The sequence below is a fragment of the Aquabacterium sp. genome (assembly GCF_036279675.1).
GTDB lineage: Bacteria > Pseudomonadota > Gammaproteobacteria > Burkholderiales > Burkholderiaceae_C > Aquabacterium.
On record NZ_DASUIS010000154.1, the window covers coordinates 26,766 to 41,869 of the forward strand.

Annotated in this window: 12 protein-coding genes; 8 read left to right on the plus strand and 4 right to left on the minus strand. The window is 64.1% G+C overall.

The window, feature by feature from the left end; translation table 11 throughout:
- Positions 1 to 11: 11 nt before the first annotated feature.
- Positions 12 to 707: a response regulator transcription factor gene (locus VFW93_RS18105; protein WP_329695348.1), complete on the minus strand. Its 696-nt coding sequence runs from the start codon at positions 705 to 707 to the stop codon at positions 12 to 14.
- Between the two features lie 160 nt (positions 708 to 867).
- On the opposite strand from VFW93_RS18105, the gene VFW93_RS18110 reads away from it, so the two are divergent.
- Positions 868 to 2,493, plus strand: coding sequence for a peptide chain release factor 3 (locus VFW93_RS18110; protein WP_329695349.1), 1,626 nt, complete (start codon positions 868 to 870; stop codon positions 2,491 to 2,493).
- Positions 2,494 to 2,611: 118 nt separating this feature from the next.
- A complete protein-coding gene (locus VFW93_RS18115; RefSeq protein WP_329695350.1) occupies positions 2,612 to 4,756 on the plus strand; it encodes a hypothetical protein in 2,145 nt (714 codons plus the stop codon).
- Positions 4,757 to 4,775: 19 nt separating this feature from the next.
- Here VFW93_RS18115 and VFW93_RS18120 read toward each other — a convergent pair whose 3' ends face one another.
- A complete protein-coding gene (locus VFW93_RS18120) occupies positions 4,776 to 6,014 on the minus strand; it encodes an HD-GYP domain-containing protein (protein WP_329695351.1) in 1,239 nt (412 codons plus the stop codon).
- 189 nt (positions 6,015 to 6,203) lie between these two features.
- On the opposite strand from VFW93_RS18120, the gene VFW93_RS18125 reads away from it, so the two are divergent.
- Positions 6,204 to 7,757, plus strand: a complete 1,554-nt coding sequence (locus VFW93_RS18125) for a methyl-accepting chemotaxis protein (RefSeq protein ID WP_329695352.1) — start codon at positions 6,204 to 6,206, stop codon at positions 7,755 to 7,757.
- A gap of 7 nt (positions 7,758 to 7,764) precedes the next feature.
- Here VFW93_RS18125 and VFW93_RS18130 read toward each other — a convergent pair whose 3' ends face one another.
- Together VFW93_RS18130 and metK are read right to left on the minus strand one after the other, a co-directional pair.
- Positions 7,765 to 8,394 (minus strand): DUF2238 domain-containing protein, encoded by a 630-nt coding sequence (locus VFW93_RS18130; protein ID WP_329695353.1) that lies wholly within the window; start codon positions 8,392 to 8,394, stop codon positions 7,765 to 7,767.
- A 139-nt stretch (positions 8,395 to 8,533) separates the two neighbouring features.
- Positions 8,534 to 9,721, minus strand: a complete 1,188-nt coding sequence (metK, locus tag VFW93_RS18135; RefSeq protein WP_329695354.1) for a methionine adenosyltransferase — start codon at positions 9,719 to 9,721, stop codon at positions 8,534 to 8,536.
- Between the two features lie 236 nt (positions 9,722 to 9,957).
- Between metK and VFW93_RS18140 the strand changes: the two genes are divergently transcribed.
- The 5 genes from VFW93_RS18140 to VFW93_RS18160 all read left to right on the plus strand — a co-directional run bounded on the left by VFW93_RS18140 (position 9,958) and on the right by VFW93_RS18160 (position 15,104).
- Positions 9,958 to 10,869, plus strand: coding sequence for a lysophospholipid acyltransferase family protein (locus tag VFW93_RS18140; RefSeq protein ID WP_329695355.1), 912 nt, complete (start codon positions 9,958 to 9,960; stop codon positions 10,867 to 10,869).
- On the plus strand, positions 10,869 to 11,783 hold the full coding sequence (locus VFW93_RS18145) for a lipid A biosynthesis acyltransferase (protein WP_329695356.1): 915 nt from the start codon (positions 10,869 to 10,871) through the stop codon (positions 11,781 to 11,783). The genes VFW93_RS18140 and VFW93_RS18145 overlap by 1 nt, the downstream gene beginning before the upstream one ends.
- 114 nt (positions 11,784 to 11,897) lie before the next feature.
- Complete coding sequence (locus VFW93_RS18150) at positions 11,898 to 13,478, plus strand: methyl-accepting chemotaxis protein (protein WP_329695357.1); 1,581 nt, start codon at positions 11,898 to 11,900, stop codon at positions 13,476 to 13,478.
- A gap of 61 nt (positions 13,479 to 13,539) precedes the next feature.
- Positions 13,540 to 14,403, plus strand: coding sequence for a diaminopimelate epimerase (dapF, locus tag VFW93_RS18155; protein ID WP_329695358.1), 864 nt, complete (start codon positions 13,540 to 13,542; stop codon positions 14,401 to 14,403).
- 20 nt (positions 14,404 to 14,423) lie between these two features.
- Positions 14,424 to 15,104, plus strand: coding sequence for a DUF484 family protein (locus VFW93_RS18160; RefSeq protein WP_329695359.1), 681 nt, complete (start codon positions 14,424 to 14,426; stop codon positions 15,102 to 15,104).

Here is a 15,104-nt window from a genome sequence, read left to right on the forward strand (position 1 = left end):
GCCTGTGCGCTTCAGCGGAACAGGCTGATGAGGTGCGATCGCGACTTCACGTCCAGCGCCAGCAGGATGGTCGAGACGTAGTTCTTGACCGTTCCCAGCGACAGCTTGGTGGAGTTGCTGATTTCCTGGTTGGAGCAACCTGACAACACCAGCTCCAGGATTTCCAGGTGACGGGGGCCCAGTTCGGCCACGCGGTCATAGCTGGAAGCAGAAGGCGCACGGGGAAAACGTGCCGCCGATGCGCCCGCTGGTGCCGCCACGGCAGCGGCATACGAGTATTCGGTCAGCAGGCCGACGATGCTGGAGCGTGTGAGCGAAGGCGAATAGGCTTTGGGCAGATAACCCACGGCACCCAGCCCCTTGGCCTGACCGATGACGAATTCATCCTGCGTGCCGCTCATGACGGCCACGCGGGCCTGCGGGTAGGCCTCGATGAACTGACGCAAGCCCTGCAGGCCCTTGCAATCGGCCATGTTCAGATCCAGCAGGACCAGGGAGACGTCTGGCTCGGCGCCATACAGCCGCATGGCGTCATGCAGGTTGTCGGCCTCAAGCCAGTGGATTTTCATGTCCTCGACTTCGTTGAGGACGGTCCGCAGACCAACCCGCACCAGGTCGTGGTCGTCCACTAGCAGGACTTTGAAGGTGCCAAGGGGTGGCGGTGGAACAGATCCCATGATGTGGTCGTGACTACGCTGATCTTGCATGGCAGCCTTTGAGTTTCGAGGAACGCCCCCCGGTGAACAATCCCTAACTTGTCACGGTCATTTTGCATCGCAAAAGCGGCGAATCTGATACCAGCCGGCCGTCGGGCTGCCTGAAGCGACCTAATCAGCTAGCATGTCGGGTTCGCCCGGAGCTTTTGTCGTGTCTACTTCTCCCTACGCCCCCGAAACCAGCCGCCGTCGCACGTTTGCGATCATTTCCCACCCTGACGCGGGTAAGACCACGCTGACGGAAAAGCTGCTGCTGTTCTCGGGCGCCATCCACATCGCCGGTTCGGTCAAGGCCCGCAAGGCCTCGCGCCACGCCACCTCCGACTGGATGGAAATCGAAAAGCAGCGCGGCATCTCGGTGGCTTCATCGGTGATGCAGATGCTGTACCGCGAACACGTGGTCAACCTGCTGGACACCCCGGGCCACAAGGACTTCTCGGAAGACACCTACCGCGTGCTGACGGCAGTGGACTCGGCCCTGATGGTGATCGACGCGGCCAACGGTGTGGAAGCGCAAACCAAGCGCCTGATCGAGGTCTGCCGCCAGCGTGACACGCCCATCATCACCTTTGTGAACAAGATGGACCGCGAAGGCCGCGACCCGCTGGAGCTGCTCGATGAAGTCGAACAGGAACTCGGCATGCCCTGCGTGCCCATGACCTGGCCCGTGGGCCAGGGCAAGCAGTTCGGCGGCATCGTCAACCTGCGCACCAAGTCCATGCGCCTGTTCGATGCGGGCGCCGACAAGCGCAGCGATGAAGACGAAGTCGTGTCGCTCGAAGAGCGCGACAAGCTGCACGCCCGCTTCGGCCACGACTGGGAGCTGGCCGAGCAGAACATGGAGCTGATGGCCGAAGCCGCGCCCGCTTTCGATCTGGAACAGTTCCTGGCCGCCAAGCAGACACCGGTGTTCTTCGGCTCGGCCGTGAACAATTTCGGCGTGCAGGAGGTGCTGGACGCCCTGGTGGACCTGGCCCCCTCGCCCCGCCCTCGCCTGTCGACCGAAAAGGACGGCTCGCACAAGGAAATCCTGCCCGAGATGGAAAACTTCTCCGGCGTGGTCTTCAAGGTGCAGGCCAATATGGACCCGTCCCACCGTGACCGCATCGCCTTCGTGCGCGTGTGCTCCGGCAAGTACGAGCCCGGCATGAAGCTCAAGGTGCAACGCTCGGCCAAGGAACTGCGCCCCACCTCGGTGGTGACCTTCCTGTCGCAGCGCCGTGAAGCCGTCGATGAAGCCTATGCGGGCGACATCATCGGCTTCACCACGCACGGCGGCGTGCAACTGGGCGACACCATCACCGATGGCATCAACCTGCAGTACACCGGCCTGCCCTTCTTCGCGCCCGAACTGTTCCAGACGGTCGAACTGGCCAACCCCATGAAGAGCAAGCAGCTGCAAGCCGGCCTGCTGCAACTGGGTGAAGAAGGCGCCATCCAGGTGTTCCGACCTGAATCCGGTGGCTCGATGCTGCTGGGCGCCGTCGGTCAGCTGCAGTTTGAAGTGGTGCAGCACCGCCTGAAGGCCGAATACGGCGTCGACATCCGCCTGATGCCCTGCCGCTTTGTGGGCGCACGCTGGATCACGGCCGACACGCCAGAAGCCATGAAGAAGTTCTGCGACGAGAACGCCTCCAAGCTGGCGCTGGACGCTGCCGACACCCTGGCCTACATGATGACCTCGGCGTATGACCTGCGCCTGACGGCCGAGCGCCACCCGCTGGTGCACTTCCATCCGCTGCGCGAACATGCGGGCTTGAGCTTGTCGACGCAGTAATACCTGGTAACAGGATCCCCCCGAAAGAGGCGCGATTTCACCTCTGTGCGCATCTAAACTCCCGCCGCGAGTCGGCCTGAGGCCGACCGAATCAACAAATCGGTCAGGGAGAAAGAAGATGACGATACGTTCTTGGACGGGGCGTGGCTGCGCCGTGCTCATGGCATTGGTGCTGCAAGCTTGCGGTGGTGGCGGCGGTGGTGATCCGGCAACGGGCCAACCATCCACGGTCGAGCAACCCACGATCGTCGATGGCATGCTCAAGGCGCAGGCCTTTGACAGCAACACGGGCAAGACGCTGCCGAACGTGTCGGTCACGGTCAATGGTCAGAGCTACACCACGGATGCCAGCGGTCAGCTCACGGTGACCCTCACGCAAGTGCCCGGCAAGGGCCTCACGCTGCAGTACACGAAGTCCGGCTACGCCACCAGCGTGGCCCGCGTGGATGTCCCCAACCTGGGCACGGCTGCCGTCAAACTCCTGCTGACACCCGTGGCGGCACAAGGCAGCCTGCCCGTATCGAGTGGCGGCACCGTCTCCGTGCCCGGCACGACCGCCCAGGTCACCTTGCCTGCCAACGGCGTGGTGGACGCCCAGACGGGCAACGCGATCACCGGCAACGTGAACGTGGCCATCACCCCCATCGACCCGGCCCGCCAGCCTTCGTCCATGCCTGGCAGCTTCATGTCGCGCACGGCCACCGGTACACAAGCCATCGAGAGCTTTGGTGCGGTCAACGTTCAATTGACCGACGCCAGCGGGCGCAAGCTGCAACTGGCCAAGGGTGCCACGGCCACCATCCGTGTGCCGGTCAAGACCCGCGCCACCGCCGTCCCCAAGACCATCTGGCTGTACTACCTGGACGAAACCACGGGACTGTGGGTGCACGAGGGTGAAGCCACGCTGTCAGCCGATGGCACTTACTACGAGGGCAAGGTCAGCCACTTCAGCAGCTGGAACTGCGACGCCCCCATTGAAGAAACCATCTACGTCGAAGGCTGCGTCAAGAGCCCCAACAACAGCGCGCCACCTGTCGGCACCACAGTGTGGTCCGATGGCATGGACTACAGCGGCGTGGCTGAAGTCACCATCAAAGCCGATGGCACCTTCCGCGTGCCGATGAAGAAGGGCGGCATGGCCTCGATCACGGCTCGTTATGACGACATCGAGTCAGCCCCGGCCCTGGCCACACCCAATACCACGGACATCAAGCTGACCCAGTGCCTGGTGCTCAAGAGCTTCTCGGTCAACCCCGAGATCACCCAGAACCTGTTCGCCACGCAAACGGCCTACGAAGGCGAAGCACTGATGCTGATCGTCAACGCACGCGGCATCGGTACGCTCAGCTACCAGTGGCTGCGCAACGGCGTCCCTCTCGCAGGACAGAACACGCCACGGCTGTTCTTCTCCAAGGTGGGCACCGCAGACAACGGCGCGGTCTACAGCGTGAAAATCACGGACACCGCCGGCCACAGCATCACCAGCGAGTCGACCACGCTGACCGTGCTGGCCAATGACAGCAACGAGCAGAAGCGCCGCCTGGCCGAACTCTTTGTGGCCCCGATCAACACCATCTCTCTGGCGATGGCACCCTCGTACGCAGCCGACATGGAACTGGCGGTGATGCTGCCACCAGGCCAGATCTGCAGCACGGGCAGCGCCAGCGAAGTCAGCCTGGACGGCAACAAAGCCATCGCGGGTGGCGAGCCCGTGAGCGTCAACGCGCCTCACCAGATTGGCATCACCTTCGACCAATGCCTGACCGATGGCGAAACCTTCTCCGGCAAGGCCCTGGCCGACTTCAACTACACCGTGTCCGGCGATGGCAATACAGTGACGCTCAACAGCCGTACCCAGCTTCTGCCCCTGACGGATGTGCAAGAAAGCATTCAAGGCAAGGGCGTGTTTGCCGTCAGCACGGTCGGACAGATGTCGGGCTCGAGCACGAACACCTTCACGCCTGTACAAGGCGCGGTGCTGATGCGTGCGAACACCACGCGCACCATGACCTTTGTGTCAGGCAGCATCGTGAGCACGTTCGATGCGCAAACCGAGAACGGGTCAACCAACTTCCAGCAGCTTCGGTATGTGCTCAACGGCCACACCTATGTGCTCAATGGCACCACCACCTTCAATGCGAAGGTGCCGGAGCAAGTCAGCGGTAAGGTGACGGTCACACGAGATGGTGTACTGGTGGGCAACTGGAATCCGACCGGACCGGAAGTGCTGCCCGCCGGCATGGGCGTGATCGATCTGTTCTGATCGAGCGCCCCGCCCGCACTCAAGCCTGTGGCATCCAGAACTGATCGATGTTCTTGAAGCCCCAGGTCGCGGGCGATTCGCGCGAGATGATCTGGTCGGTGGTACTGCCATCGCCCAGATCGATCAGCTGAGGCGTGATCGGCTCATTGGACTTGGTGGAGAAGAAGACCCGCACCATCGGGCTCAACAGGGACTTGCTGCCCTGCTCCACCACCACACCCAGCCTGCCTGACTTGAGCTTGACGAGCGAACCCGTCGGGTAGATGCCGATGCTCTTGACGAAAGCCTGAAAGATGCGCTCGTCAAAGTGGCCATCCTTGGCCCACTGCGCCATCTTCTGGATGGACTCGGCCGGATCCCAGCCTGCCTTGTAGGGCCGGTTGGAGGTGATGGCGTCGTACACATCGCACACGGCGCCCATCTTGGAAAACAGGCTGATCTCGTCGCCCTTGAGGCCATGTGGATAGCCTTTGCCGTTGACCTTCTCGTGATGGTGCAGGCAGACATCCAGCGGGATGGGTCCCACACCATTGCCCTCCACCAGCATGCGGTGCCCGGCTTCCGGGTGCCCCTTCATGATGGCGAACTCGGCGGGCGTCAGGGCACCTGGCTTGTTGAGCACCTCCAGCGGCATCAAGGCCTTGCCCAGGTCGTGCACCAGCCCAGCCAGGCCTGCTTCACGCGTATCGGCTTCGTTGAGATGCAGGTGCTTGGCCAGTGACACCATCAGGGCGCACACGGCCACGGAATGCATGTAGGTGTAGTCGTCGCTGGTCTTGAGACGCGCCAGGCTGACGATGGCACCCGGGTTGCGCGACACCGACTGGGTGATGTCGTCCACCAGGGGCAGGCAATGTTCGGTGTCAACGGCCTTGCCCAGGCGGGCATCGTTGAACATGGACTTCATCGCGCCACGCGATTGCTCGACGATGCGCGAGGCCCTTACCAGCTCCTGCTGGAAGCTCACGCTCAAGGCCAGAGGCGCTTCATCCTCGGGCAGGTCCATGACCTCCACGACAGGCGCGGCCGCGCTCACTTCGATGTCGTCCATCAGCTCCATGGGCGCGCTGGGCGCATCCACGTCCAGCCCCTTGGCGGTATCGATGATCACTTCCCTGACCACGGCCAGCTGCTTGAGCTGGCGCGCGTCCTGGACCTTGAAGGAGGAACGCCAGAAAGGGTGATCCAGCCACGAGCCGCAGACCTCGTGGACAAACATGCCTATTCGCAGTTGCTGGATCGGAATCTTCCTGAGCATAGGGCGTGGATCAGGGCGCCCTGACGGACGCGGCACCTGTAAAACATGATCCTAGGGCCACCCAGCCCGCATCGGTCCCACAAATTGAAGGGTATTGAGACATTTTGTCGGGCTTGAGCCTCCTTCAGTTCCACCCCCGGGGGACGATAACGACCTGGGGATTGTCTCCATGAACGAAAGGACAGCCACATGTTCCGAGATTTGGGCATTGCAGGCAAATTGTGGGCAACGGTCATCGCCCTGGTCATCGGCCTGCTCGGCATCGTCGGGTTTGCAGGCTGGCGTGCCGTGGGGCAGCAAAGGGCCGCCGATGAAGCGCTCAAGCTCAACGACATCAAGTTGCACGCCGCGCACGAGTGGGCAACCTTGAGCAGCGTGGCCATGGCCAGAGTGGTGGCCTCGGCGGTGAGTTCGGACCCGCTGGTGGCGCAAACCTTCGCCAAGCCGATTTCGGATGCCATCACGAAGATCACCGAGATCCAGAAGGCCCTGAAAGAGCTGCCTCTGAGCGACGACGACAAGCGCCAGCTCGACAAAATTGGCGAATTGCGCCAGGCCGTCCTGGCAACGGACAAGTCGATCAAGGCACTCAAGGCACAAGGCCAGCTGGAGCAGGCCCGCACCATGGCGATGGAGGTGTTCGTCCCAGGCGCGGCAGCCTACACGGATGCCCTGCGCAAGTTCGCCACCATGCAGGAAGAAAGTGCCACGGAAAAGCGTGCCGTGATCGCGGCCGACCGCCGAGCAACCACCGGCCTGGCCGCCATGCTGGTCTTGCTCGTGCTGACAGGTGTCTCGATCGGGGCGCACTTCCTGATCCGCTCGATCAAGACGCCTTTGCAGGAAGCCGTCAACGTGGCCTCGCACATCGCCCAGGGCGATCTGTCCGTGCGCATCAACACGGGTTACGGCGCGGAGTTCGGTGAGCTGATGCAGGCCCTGCAGAAGATGACCCACTCGCTGGCGACGCTCGTGCATGACGTGCGCGAAAGCACCGAAGGCATCACCACCGCATCGGCAGAAATCGCCACCGGCAACCAGGATCTGTCCAACCGCACGGAGCAGACCGCCTCCAGCCTGCAGGAAACAGCCTCCTCCATGGAACAGCTGACCGGCACGGTTCAGCAATCGGCTCAGGCGGCGCAACAGGCCAATCAACTCGCCTGCTCGGCCAGCGATGCCGCGCAGCGTGGCGGACAGGTGGTCAGCCAGGTGGTGTCGACCATGCAGGACATCGCCGCGTCCTCGCGCAAGATCAACGACATCATCGGCGTGATCGACGGCATCGCCTTCCAGACCAACATCCTGGCGCTCAATGCCGCGGTCGAAGCCGCCCGTGCGGGCGAGCAAGGCCGGGGCTTTGCCGTGGTGGCCAGCGAAGTGCGCAATCTGGCGCAGCGCTCGGCCAATGCCGCCCGCGAAATCAAGAGCCTGATTGCCGCCTCGGGTGACCGCGTCGATTCCGGCGCACAGCTGGTGAGCGAAGCCGGCCAGGCCATGAACGAGATCGTCGGGGCCATCCAGCGCGTGACCGACATGATGAGCGACATCAGCGCCTCGGCATCGGAGCAAAGCGATGGCATCAGCCAGGTCAATCAGGCCGTGGTGCAACTCGACCAGATGACACAGCAGAACGCCGCACTGGTTGAAGAGTCAGCCGCTGCGGCAGCCAGCATGCGAGACCAGGCGCAACGCCTGTCTGCGGCGGTGAACGTGTTCCGCACGGGCGGCGCTCGCGCCTGATCGACAGTTAGCGCGCCTGGAGCGAGCTCAGGCCGGCAAGCTGCCGGTCATGCCAGCGCGCGAGCAGCACCTGGGCCAGCATCGAGCCGATCCAGGCCATCAGCATGTCGGACTGGGTGTCAAACGGGTCACCCTGTGTGGCCAGGAACTCGTCGGCGCCCTGCCCCAGGCTCACGGCCGCCCCCCACTCGATGAACTCGTACATGGCACTGATGGCCAGGCACACACTGCTCACCAGGAAGAACAGCCAGCCGCCTCGTGGCAGCGGCGTCTTGCGCAGCAGTATTTCGCGCGCGACCATGGCCGGGATGAAGCCCTGTGCCAGGTGCCCGATGCGATCGTAGTGATTGCGGGTGAAGTGAAATGCCTCCTGCATCCAGAAGCCCAGCGGCACGCGCGCGTAGGTGTAGTGCCCGCCGACCATCAGGATGATGGCGTGGACCAGGATGAGGACGTAGACCAGCGTGGTCAGGCGAAAGGTCGGGCGCGTCCAGGCCAGCAGAGGCACGGCGATGAAGACGGGAAACACCTCCATCAACCAGACGGCGGGATCAAACGCGCCGATGTAAGACCAGATCAAGCCGATGCCGATGATGGCCAGCCAGGCCAGCGCGCCCTTGGAGGTGGTGTTGCTCATGTTCTTTCAGGCCAAGAAAAAAGGCGTAGCCGTTGAGGATACGCCTTTGGTTCAGCCGACCGTAGCTGGAGAGCGGCCTTGTGGCTCGCGGCCTGTCGGCCGCTCCCCGCAAGGCCCAGGGAGCCCTGCTTCGCAGGCCTCAGCCCTTCAGGCCTGCTGCGTCCCGCAGCACCTGGGCCTTGTCCGTACGTTCCCAGGTAAACTCCGGCTCTTCGCGACCGAAGTGACCGTAAGCGGCCGTCTTCTGATAGATCGGGCGCAGCAGGTCCAGCATCTGGATGATGCCCTTGGGACGCAAGTCGAAGTGCTCGGCCACCAGCGCAGACAGCTTGTCGTCAGGGATGACGCCCGTGCCTTCGGTGTAGACCGTGATGTTCATGGGCTTGGCCACACCAATGGCGTAGGCCACCTGCACCTGGCACTGCTTGGCCAGACCGGCTGCCACCACGTTCTTGGCAACGTAGCGGGCCGCGTAGGCGGCGGAGCGGTCCACCTTCGTGGGATCCTTGCCCGAGAAGGCGCCACCGCCGTGAGGGCAGGCACCACCGTAGGTGTCCACGATGATCTTGCGGCCGGTCAGGCCACAGTCACCTTGCGGGCCACCGATCACGAAACGGCCGGTCGGGTTGATCAGGAAACGGGTTTCCTTCAGCCATTCCTTGGGCAGGACAGGCTTGATGATCTCTTCGATGATGGCTTCGGTGAACGAGGCCTTCATGGTCGTGGCGTTTTCCGACTGGTCGGGGCTGTGCTGGGTGGACAGCACCACGGTGTCGATGCTGTGGGGCTTGCCGTCCACATAGCGCATCGTGACCTGGCTCTTGGCATCGGGGCGCAGGAAAGGCAGGCGGCCGTCCTTGCGCAGCTGAGCCTGACGCTCCACCAGACGGTGAGCGTAGTAGATCGGCGCGGGCATCAGCTCGGGCGTCTCGTCACAGGCGTAGCCGAACATCAGGCCCTGGTCGCCAGCGCCGATGTTGAGGTAGTCGTCGGAGGCGCGGTCCACGCCCTGGGCGATGTCGTTGGACTGCTTGTCGTACGCCACCAGCACGGCGCAACCCTTGTAGTCGATGCCGTACTCGGTGTTGTCGTAGCCGATGCGCTTGATGGTGTCACGCGCGACCTGGATGTAGTCCACGTTGGCTTGCGTGGTGATTTCGCCCGCGAGAACGACCAGACCGGTGTTGGTCAGGGTTTCAGCGGCCACGCGAGAGACCGGATCCTGCGCCAGGATGGCGTCGAGGATGGCATCGGAGATCTGGTCAGCCACCTTGTCGGGGTGACCTTCCGATACGGATTCAGAAGTAAAAAGAAAATCGTTTGCCACGATGTGTGCTCCAAAAAAGACCCTAGACCTCGGCGTCGCCGGGGCTGGTGAGCGATCCTTTTGGGTTCTCTTCGCAGCGGCGAACGCTTTAGCGGCATTTGTGAATCGCCCCGCAAGTTGTCCTGTTAACTCGGCGATGGGTGCAGTGTAGCGAATACTCCGGCCTGATCGGCTAGTGGTATCTGCGAAGATGTAGGGTTTTATGGCCCCATTTGTTCCCTGAACGCAACCCTTTCATGGTCCGTCTGTTTTCACTGCTGTCCCGCTGGCCCCTGGCCGTGCTGCACCCGATCGGCAGTCTGCTGGGCTGGCTGGCCTACCTGCTGTCGCCTTCGTACCGCAGGCGTTTGAAGGCCCACACTCAGGCCGTAGGGATGGGCGTGTGGCAGCGCTGGTCAGCCGTGGCGCACGCTGGCAAGATGGTGGGCGAATTGCCTCGCCTGTGGGGCCGCCCCCGCGAGCAGGCCCTGGGCAAGACGGTGCAATGGGCGAACGCGCAAGCCGTGTCCCAAGCCCTGGCAGAGGGCCGTGGCCTGCTGCTGCTGACACCACATCTGGGTTGCTTCGAGATCACGGCGCAGGCTTACGCCGAGCATTTCGGCAGCCTCAAGCCCATCACCGCGCTGTACCGCCCGGCCAAGCAGGCCTGGCTGGCCGAGATGATGCGCGAGTCGCGCAACCGCCCCGGCATGCAGACCAGCCCCGCCACGCTCAGCGGCGTGCGCCAGATGCTGCGCGCACTCAAGAAGGGCGAAACCGTGGGCCTGCTGCCCGATCAGGTGCCGCCCGAGGGCATGGGCGTGTGGACGGACTTCTTTGGCCGCAGTGCCTACACCATGACCATGGCCGCCAAGCTGGTCGCGCAAACGGGCTGCGCGGTGGTGCTGCTGCGTGGCGAGCGGCTGGGCCCGGTCGCCCGGCTGCAAAAAGGCTGTGACTACATCGTGCACGCCACCCGTGTGGCGCCTGATGTCGAACAAATCCTGGCCGCGGGTGATGCGGCACAATCCGCGGCCGCCGTGAACCGGCTGATGGAAGACCTGATCATGCAAGCACCCGAGCAGTACCTGTGGGGCTACAACCGCTACAAGCAACCCCGGTCCGAGATCCTGACCTCGGCCGCCGGCGGCAGCGAGGCCCAGACCTGATGACGATGCCCAACGCGCTGAAAGAAGGCGGCATCCGGCTGGCGCTGGCCATCCTGTGGCTGCTGCACTTCCTGCCCTTGCCGGTGCTGGCGGCGATCGCGCGCGGCATGGGCGCCCTGCTCTTCAAGCTGGCGACATCCCGCCGCCGCGTGGGCCTGCGCAACCTGGAACTGTGCTTTCCGCAGATGCCGGCCGCCGAACGCGAAGCCTTGCTGCGTGCGCATTTCGGGTGGCTGACGCAAAGCCTGCTGGACCGCGCCGTGCTCTGGTGGGCCTCGCACGAGCGCATCAAACGCCTGATCCACGTGGAAGGCGACATCGACCTGGCCGAGCGCGAGATGCAGACCAGCGGCCGCCCCACCATGTGGCTGTGCCCGCACTTCGTCGGGCTGGACGTGGCCGGCGCCGCCATCCTGTTGTGCCAGAAGCGCCCGGGCGCCTCGATCTACCAGACACAAAGCCACCCGCTGATGGACAAGCTCATGAAGCGCGGCCGCCTGCGCTTCGGCAACGCCGAGATCTTCCCTCGCAGCGATTCGGTCAAGCCCCTGCTGCGCGCCATCAAGGACGGGCGCGGCTTCTTCAACCTGCCCGACATGGATTTCGGGGCTAAAGATGCCGCGTTCGTGCCCTTCTTCGGCGTGCCGGCCGCCACCTTGCTGGCGCCTTCACGCATGGCCCGGATGATGAACATGGTGGTGCAACCGGTGATCGCCGAACTGCTGCCCGGCGGTCGCGGCTGGCGCGTGCGCTTCATGGCCCCGCTGGACAACTTCCCCACCAAGGACGCGGAGTCCGACACGGCCCGCATGAACCGGTTCATCGAGGGCGAGATCCTCAAGCAACCCGCGCAATACCTGTGGGTGCACAAGCGATTCAAGACCCGGCCCGAAGGCGAAGCGGGTTTTTACTGAGCCATTCGGATCACGCTGGCGCCTCAAGTTGGTGCGCGGCAGGCCGATAACTCACCCAGGTTGTCTGCAGCGAGGGCCCCTGCCTCGCTTCATCTGGTTGAGGAGTGCCAGTAAATGGCTTGGATCATTTGGTTGCGTGGTTTTTCGATCCGGTCGCGCTTGCTGGCCTGCATGGCCCTCGTCGTAGGCATTGGTTGCAGTGTGGGAGGCGCCATGAGCTGGCAGCTGCTCTCCCTCAAGGGCGAGCTGGACTCATTTGCCAGCCAGGAATTCACCGCCACGCAGCGCATGACGACGCTGGCGCTGAACCTCAATGAACTGCGCGGCCGCGAAAAAACCACCATCATCGCCACGGGCGACTCGGTGACCGCAGCCGAACAGTTCAAGGCCTGGAAGGCCGCCCTGGCCACCACCATCCAGACCACCAAAGTCCTGGCCGAAGCCGCGCCCACGGCCGAGATCAGGCAACAGGCCACCGCCCTGGAAGGCAAGCTCAACAGCTATGGCAAGGGCCTGGAGCCCACGCTGGACCTGATCACCTCGGCCGCCATCACATCGGCAGCCGAGGCCTACCAGTCCAGCGAGCCGGCACGCGCTGAAGCCGATGCCGTGGAAGCCATCACCGGCAAGCTCAACGCTGCCATCACGCAAGTAGCCGAGGCACGCCGCGCCAAGGCCGGCACAGCCGCCACCCATGCCATCATGTGGCTGTGGGGCCTGCTCATGTCGCCAGGCATCGTGTTTCTGCCGCTCATGGGGCTGACCATCCTGTCGATCACGGCGCCTTTGCGCCGCGCCGAGGCCATCACCCAGTCCATCTCGCACGGTGACCTCACCCAGCACATCGACGTCAACGGCAAGGATGAAATCGGACGCCTGATGAGCTCGATGGCCCACATGCAGAACGGCCTGCGCGAGATGGTGGCCTCGGTGCGCGAATCGTCCGAAAGCATGCTGACGGCCTCCACCGAGATCGCCGCGGGCAACCAGGACCTCTCCCAACGCACCGAACAGACCGCCGCCAACCTGCAGGACACGGCCTCGTCCATGGACCAGCTCAGCAAGACGGTGGAGCACTCGGCCGAATCGGCCCACGTGGCCAATGCGCTGGCCGACACCGCCAGCCAGCGCGCCGAGCAAGGCGGCCAGGTGGTCGAAAGCGTGGTCACGCAGATGCAGGACATCAGCGCCGCCGCCCGCCAGATCTCCGACATCATCGGCGTGATCGACGGCATCGCCTTCCAGACCAACATCCTCGCGCTCAACGCCGCCGTGGAAGCCGCCCGTGCGGGTGAGCAAGGGCGTGGTTTCGCCGTGGTGGCCGGCGAAGTGCGTTCGCTGGCCAAGCGCAGCGCGGACGCCGCCAAGGAAATCAAAGGCCTGATCGGCCAGTCCACCGAACGCGTGGAAGTGGGCTCGCAGAAGGTGCGCGAGGCCGGCGAGGTCATGAACGAGATCGTGGATTCGATCCGCCGTGTGACCCAGGCCATGGGAGAGATCGCGGACGCCACCCGCCAGCAATCCCAGGGCATCGGCCAGGTCAGCCAGTCGGTGACGCAACTGGATCACATGACCCAGCAAAACGCCGCGCTGGTGGAACAGTCGGCCGCGGCGGCAGACAGCCTGCGCCAGCAAGCCATGGACCTGTCCAAATCGGTCCAGCGCTTCCATCTGGATGCCAACGGCGTCGCCTGATCGCACAGGAGTGACAACTTGGCCTGACAAGGCGGGCTCAAGCGGCGGATAATCCGCCTTCATGAAGCTGCGCTTTACCAAGATGCATGGTGCGGGCAACGACTTTGTCGTGCTCGACGCCACCCATGGGCCGCTGCCATTGAGCGCGGCCCAATACCGCTTTCTGGCCGACCGACGCTTTGGCATCGGCGCCGACCAGATCCTGATCGTCGAAAAAGGCAACCCCGCCAACGGGACGGACTTCACCTACCGGATCATGAACGCCGACGGCGGCGAGGTGGAACAGTGCGGCAATGGCGCGCGCTGCTTCGCCCGCTTCGTGTACGACACGGGCCTGACCGACAAGGAAACCATCCGCGTGCAGACCATGAAGGCCGTCATCGAGCCGCATCTGCAACCTGATGGCCGCGTGACGGTGGACATGGGCGAGCCCTTCCTGATCCCCGAAGAGGTGCCCTTCAACCCCAACGGCCTGACGCCGCGCATGGTCAATGGCTGCGAGCTGTGGCCCATCCAGCTGGCCAACCACCCGGTGGAAGTGGCCGTGGTGTCCATGGGCAACCCCCACGCCATGATGCGGGTCGACAGCGTCGAACACGCCCCGGTTGAAGAGCTCGGCCCCCAGATCGAAGGCCATGAGCGCTTCCCGCGCCGCGTGAACGCCGGCTTCATGGAAGTGGTCAGTCGCAACCATGTGCGCCTGCGGGTGTTCGAGCGCGGCTCGGGCGAGACCCTGGCCTGTGGCTCGGGCGCCTGCGCCAATGTGGTGGCCGGCATCCGCCTGGGCTGGCTGGACCAGACCGTGGATGTGGACATGCCCGGCGGCCGCCTGACCATCAGCTGGGAAGGCCCCGGCTCGCACGTGATGATGACCGGCCCGGCCGTCAAGGTTTTCGACGGCGAAATCGACGTGCCCGCACTCTGAACGAACACCCACACGAGAACATGACCTTGCAAGGCATCACCGAAGACGAGATCGTCAACTACCTGGTGCACACACCCGGTTTCTTCGAACGCAACGCCCAGGTGCTGGCCTCCATCCAGCTCACCAGCCCGCACGGTCAGCGCGCCGTCTCGCTGCAGGAGCGCCAGATGGAGATGCTGCGCGACAAGATCCGCGGGCTGGAGCGCCGGATCATGGACATGATCCGCAACGGCCAGGAAAACGAGGCCATCGCCGAGCGCCTGCACCGCTGGGTGCGCGCCGTGCTGCTGGCGCATGACGACACCACGCTGGCCGACGTCATGCTCGACCGCCTGCGCCACGAGTTCCTGATCCCGCAGGCAGCCGTGCGCATCTGGGCCACGCCCAACCTGACGCTGCGCGAAGGCCTGGCCGAGCTGTCGGTCACCCAGGCCATCAGCGATGACGCCCGCAGCTTTGCCAGCAGCCTGAACATGCCCTACTGCGGCCTGAACTCGGGCTTCGAAGCCAGCAAGTGGCTGGAAGACAGCGCCAGCATCACCTCGCTGGCCCTGATCCCCCTGCACCACCACGGCGAGTGTTTCGGCCTGCTGGTGCTGGGCTCGCCCGACCCGACCCGCTACAGCGCCGACATGGGCGTGGACTTCCTGCTGCAGGTGGGTGACATTGCCAGCGCCGCGCTCACCCGCCTGGTGGACTGA

Bases quoted from the DNA above. Each gene is read 5' to 3' on its own strand.
- VFW93_RS18105 (WP_329695348.1), bottom strand. From the start codon at position 707: ATGCAAGATCAGCGTAGTCACGACCACATCATGGGATCTGTTCCACCG.
- VFW93_RS18115 (WP_329695350.1), top strand. From the start codon at position 2,612: ATGACGATACGTTCTTGGACGGGGCGTGGCTGCGCCGTGCTCATGGCA.
- VFW93_RS18120 (WP_329695351.1), bottom strand. From the start codon at position 6,014: ATGCTCAGGAAGATTCCGATCCAGCAACTGCGAATAGGCATGTTTGTC.
- VFW93_RS18125 (WP_329695352.1), top strand. From the start codon at position 6,204: ATGTTCCGAGATTTGGGCATTGCAGGCAAATTGTGGGCAACGGTCATC.
- VFW93_RS18130 (WP_329695353.1), bottom strand. From the start codon at position 8,394: ATGAGCAACACCACCTCCAAGGGCGCGCTGGCCTGGCTGGCCATCATC.
- VFW93_RS18140 (WP_329695355.1), top strand. From the start codon at position 9,958: ATGGTCCGTCTGTTTTCACTGCTGTCCCGCTGGCCCCTGGCCGTGCTG.
- VFW93_RS18145 (WP_329695356.1), top strand. From the start codon at position 10,869: ATGACGATGCCCAACGCGCTGAAAGAAGGCGGCATCCGGCTGGCGCTG.
- VFW93_RS18150 (WP_329695357.1), top strand. From the start codon at position 11,898: ATGGCTTGGATCATTTGGTTGCGTGGTTTTTCGATCCGGTCGCGCTTG.
- dapF (WP_329695358.1), top strand. From the start codon at position 13,540: ATGAAGCTGCGCTTTACCAAGATGCATGGTGCGGGCAACGACTTTGTC.
- VFW93_RS18160 (WP_329695359.1), top strand. From the start codon at position 14,424: ATGACCTTGCAAGGCATCACCGAAGACGAGATCGTCAACTACCTGGTG.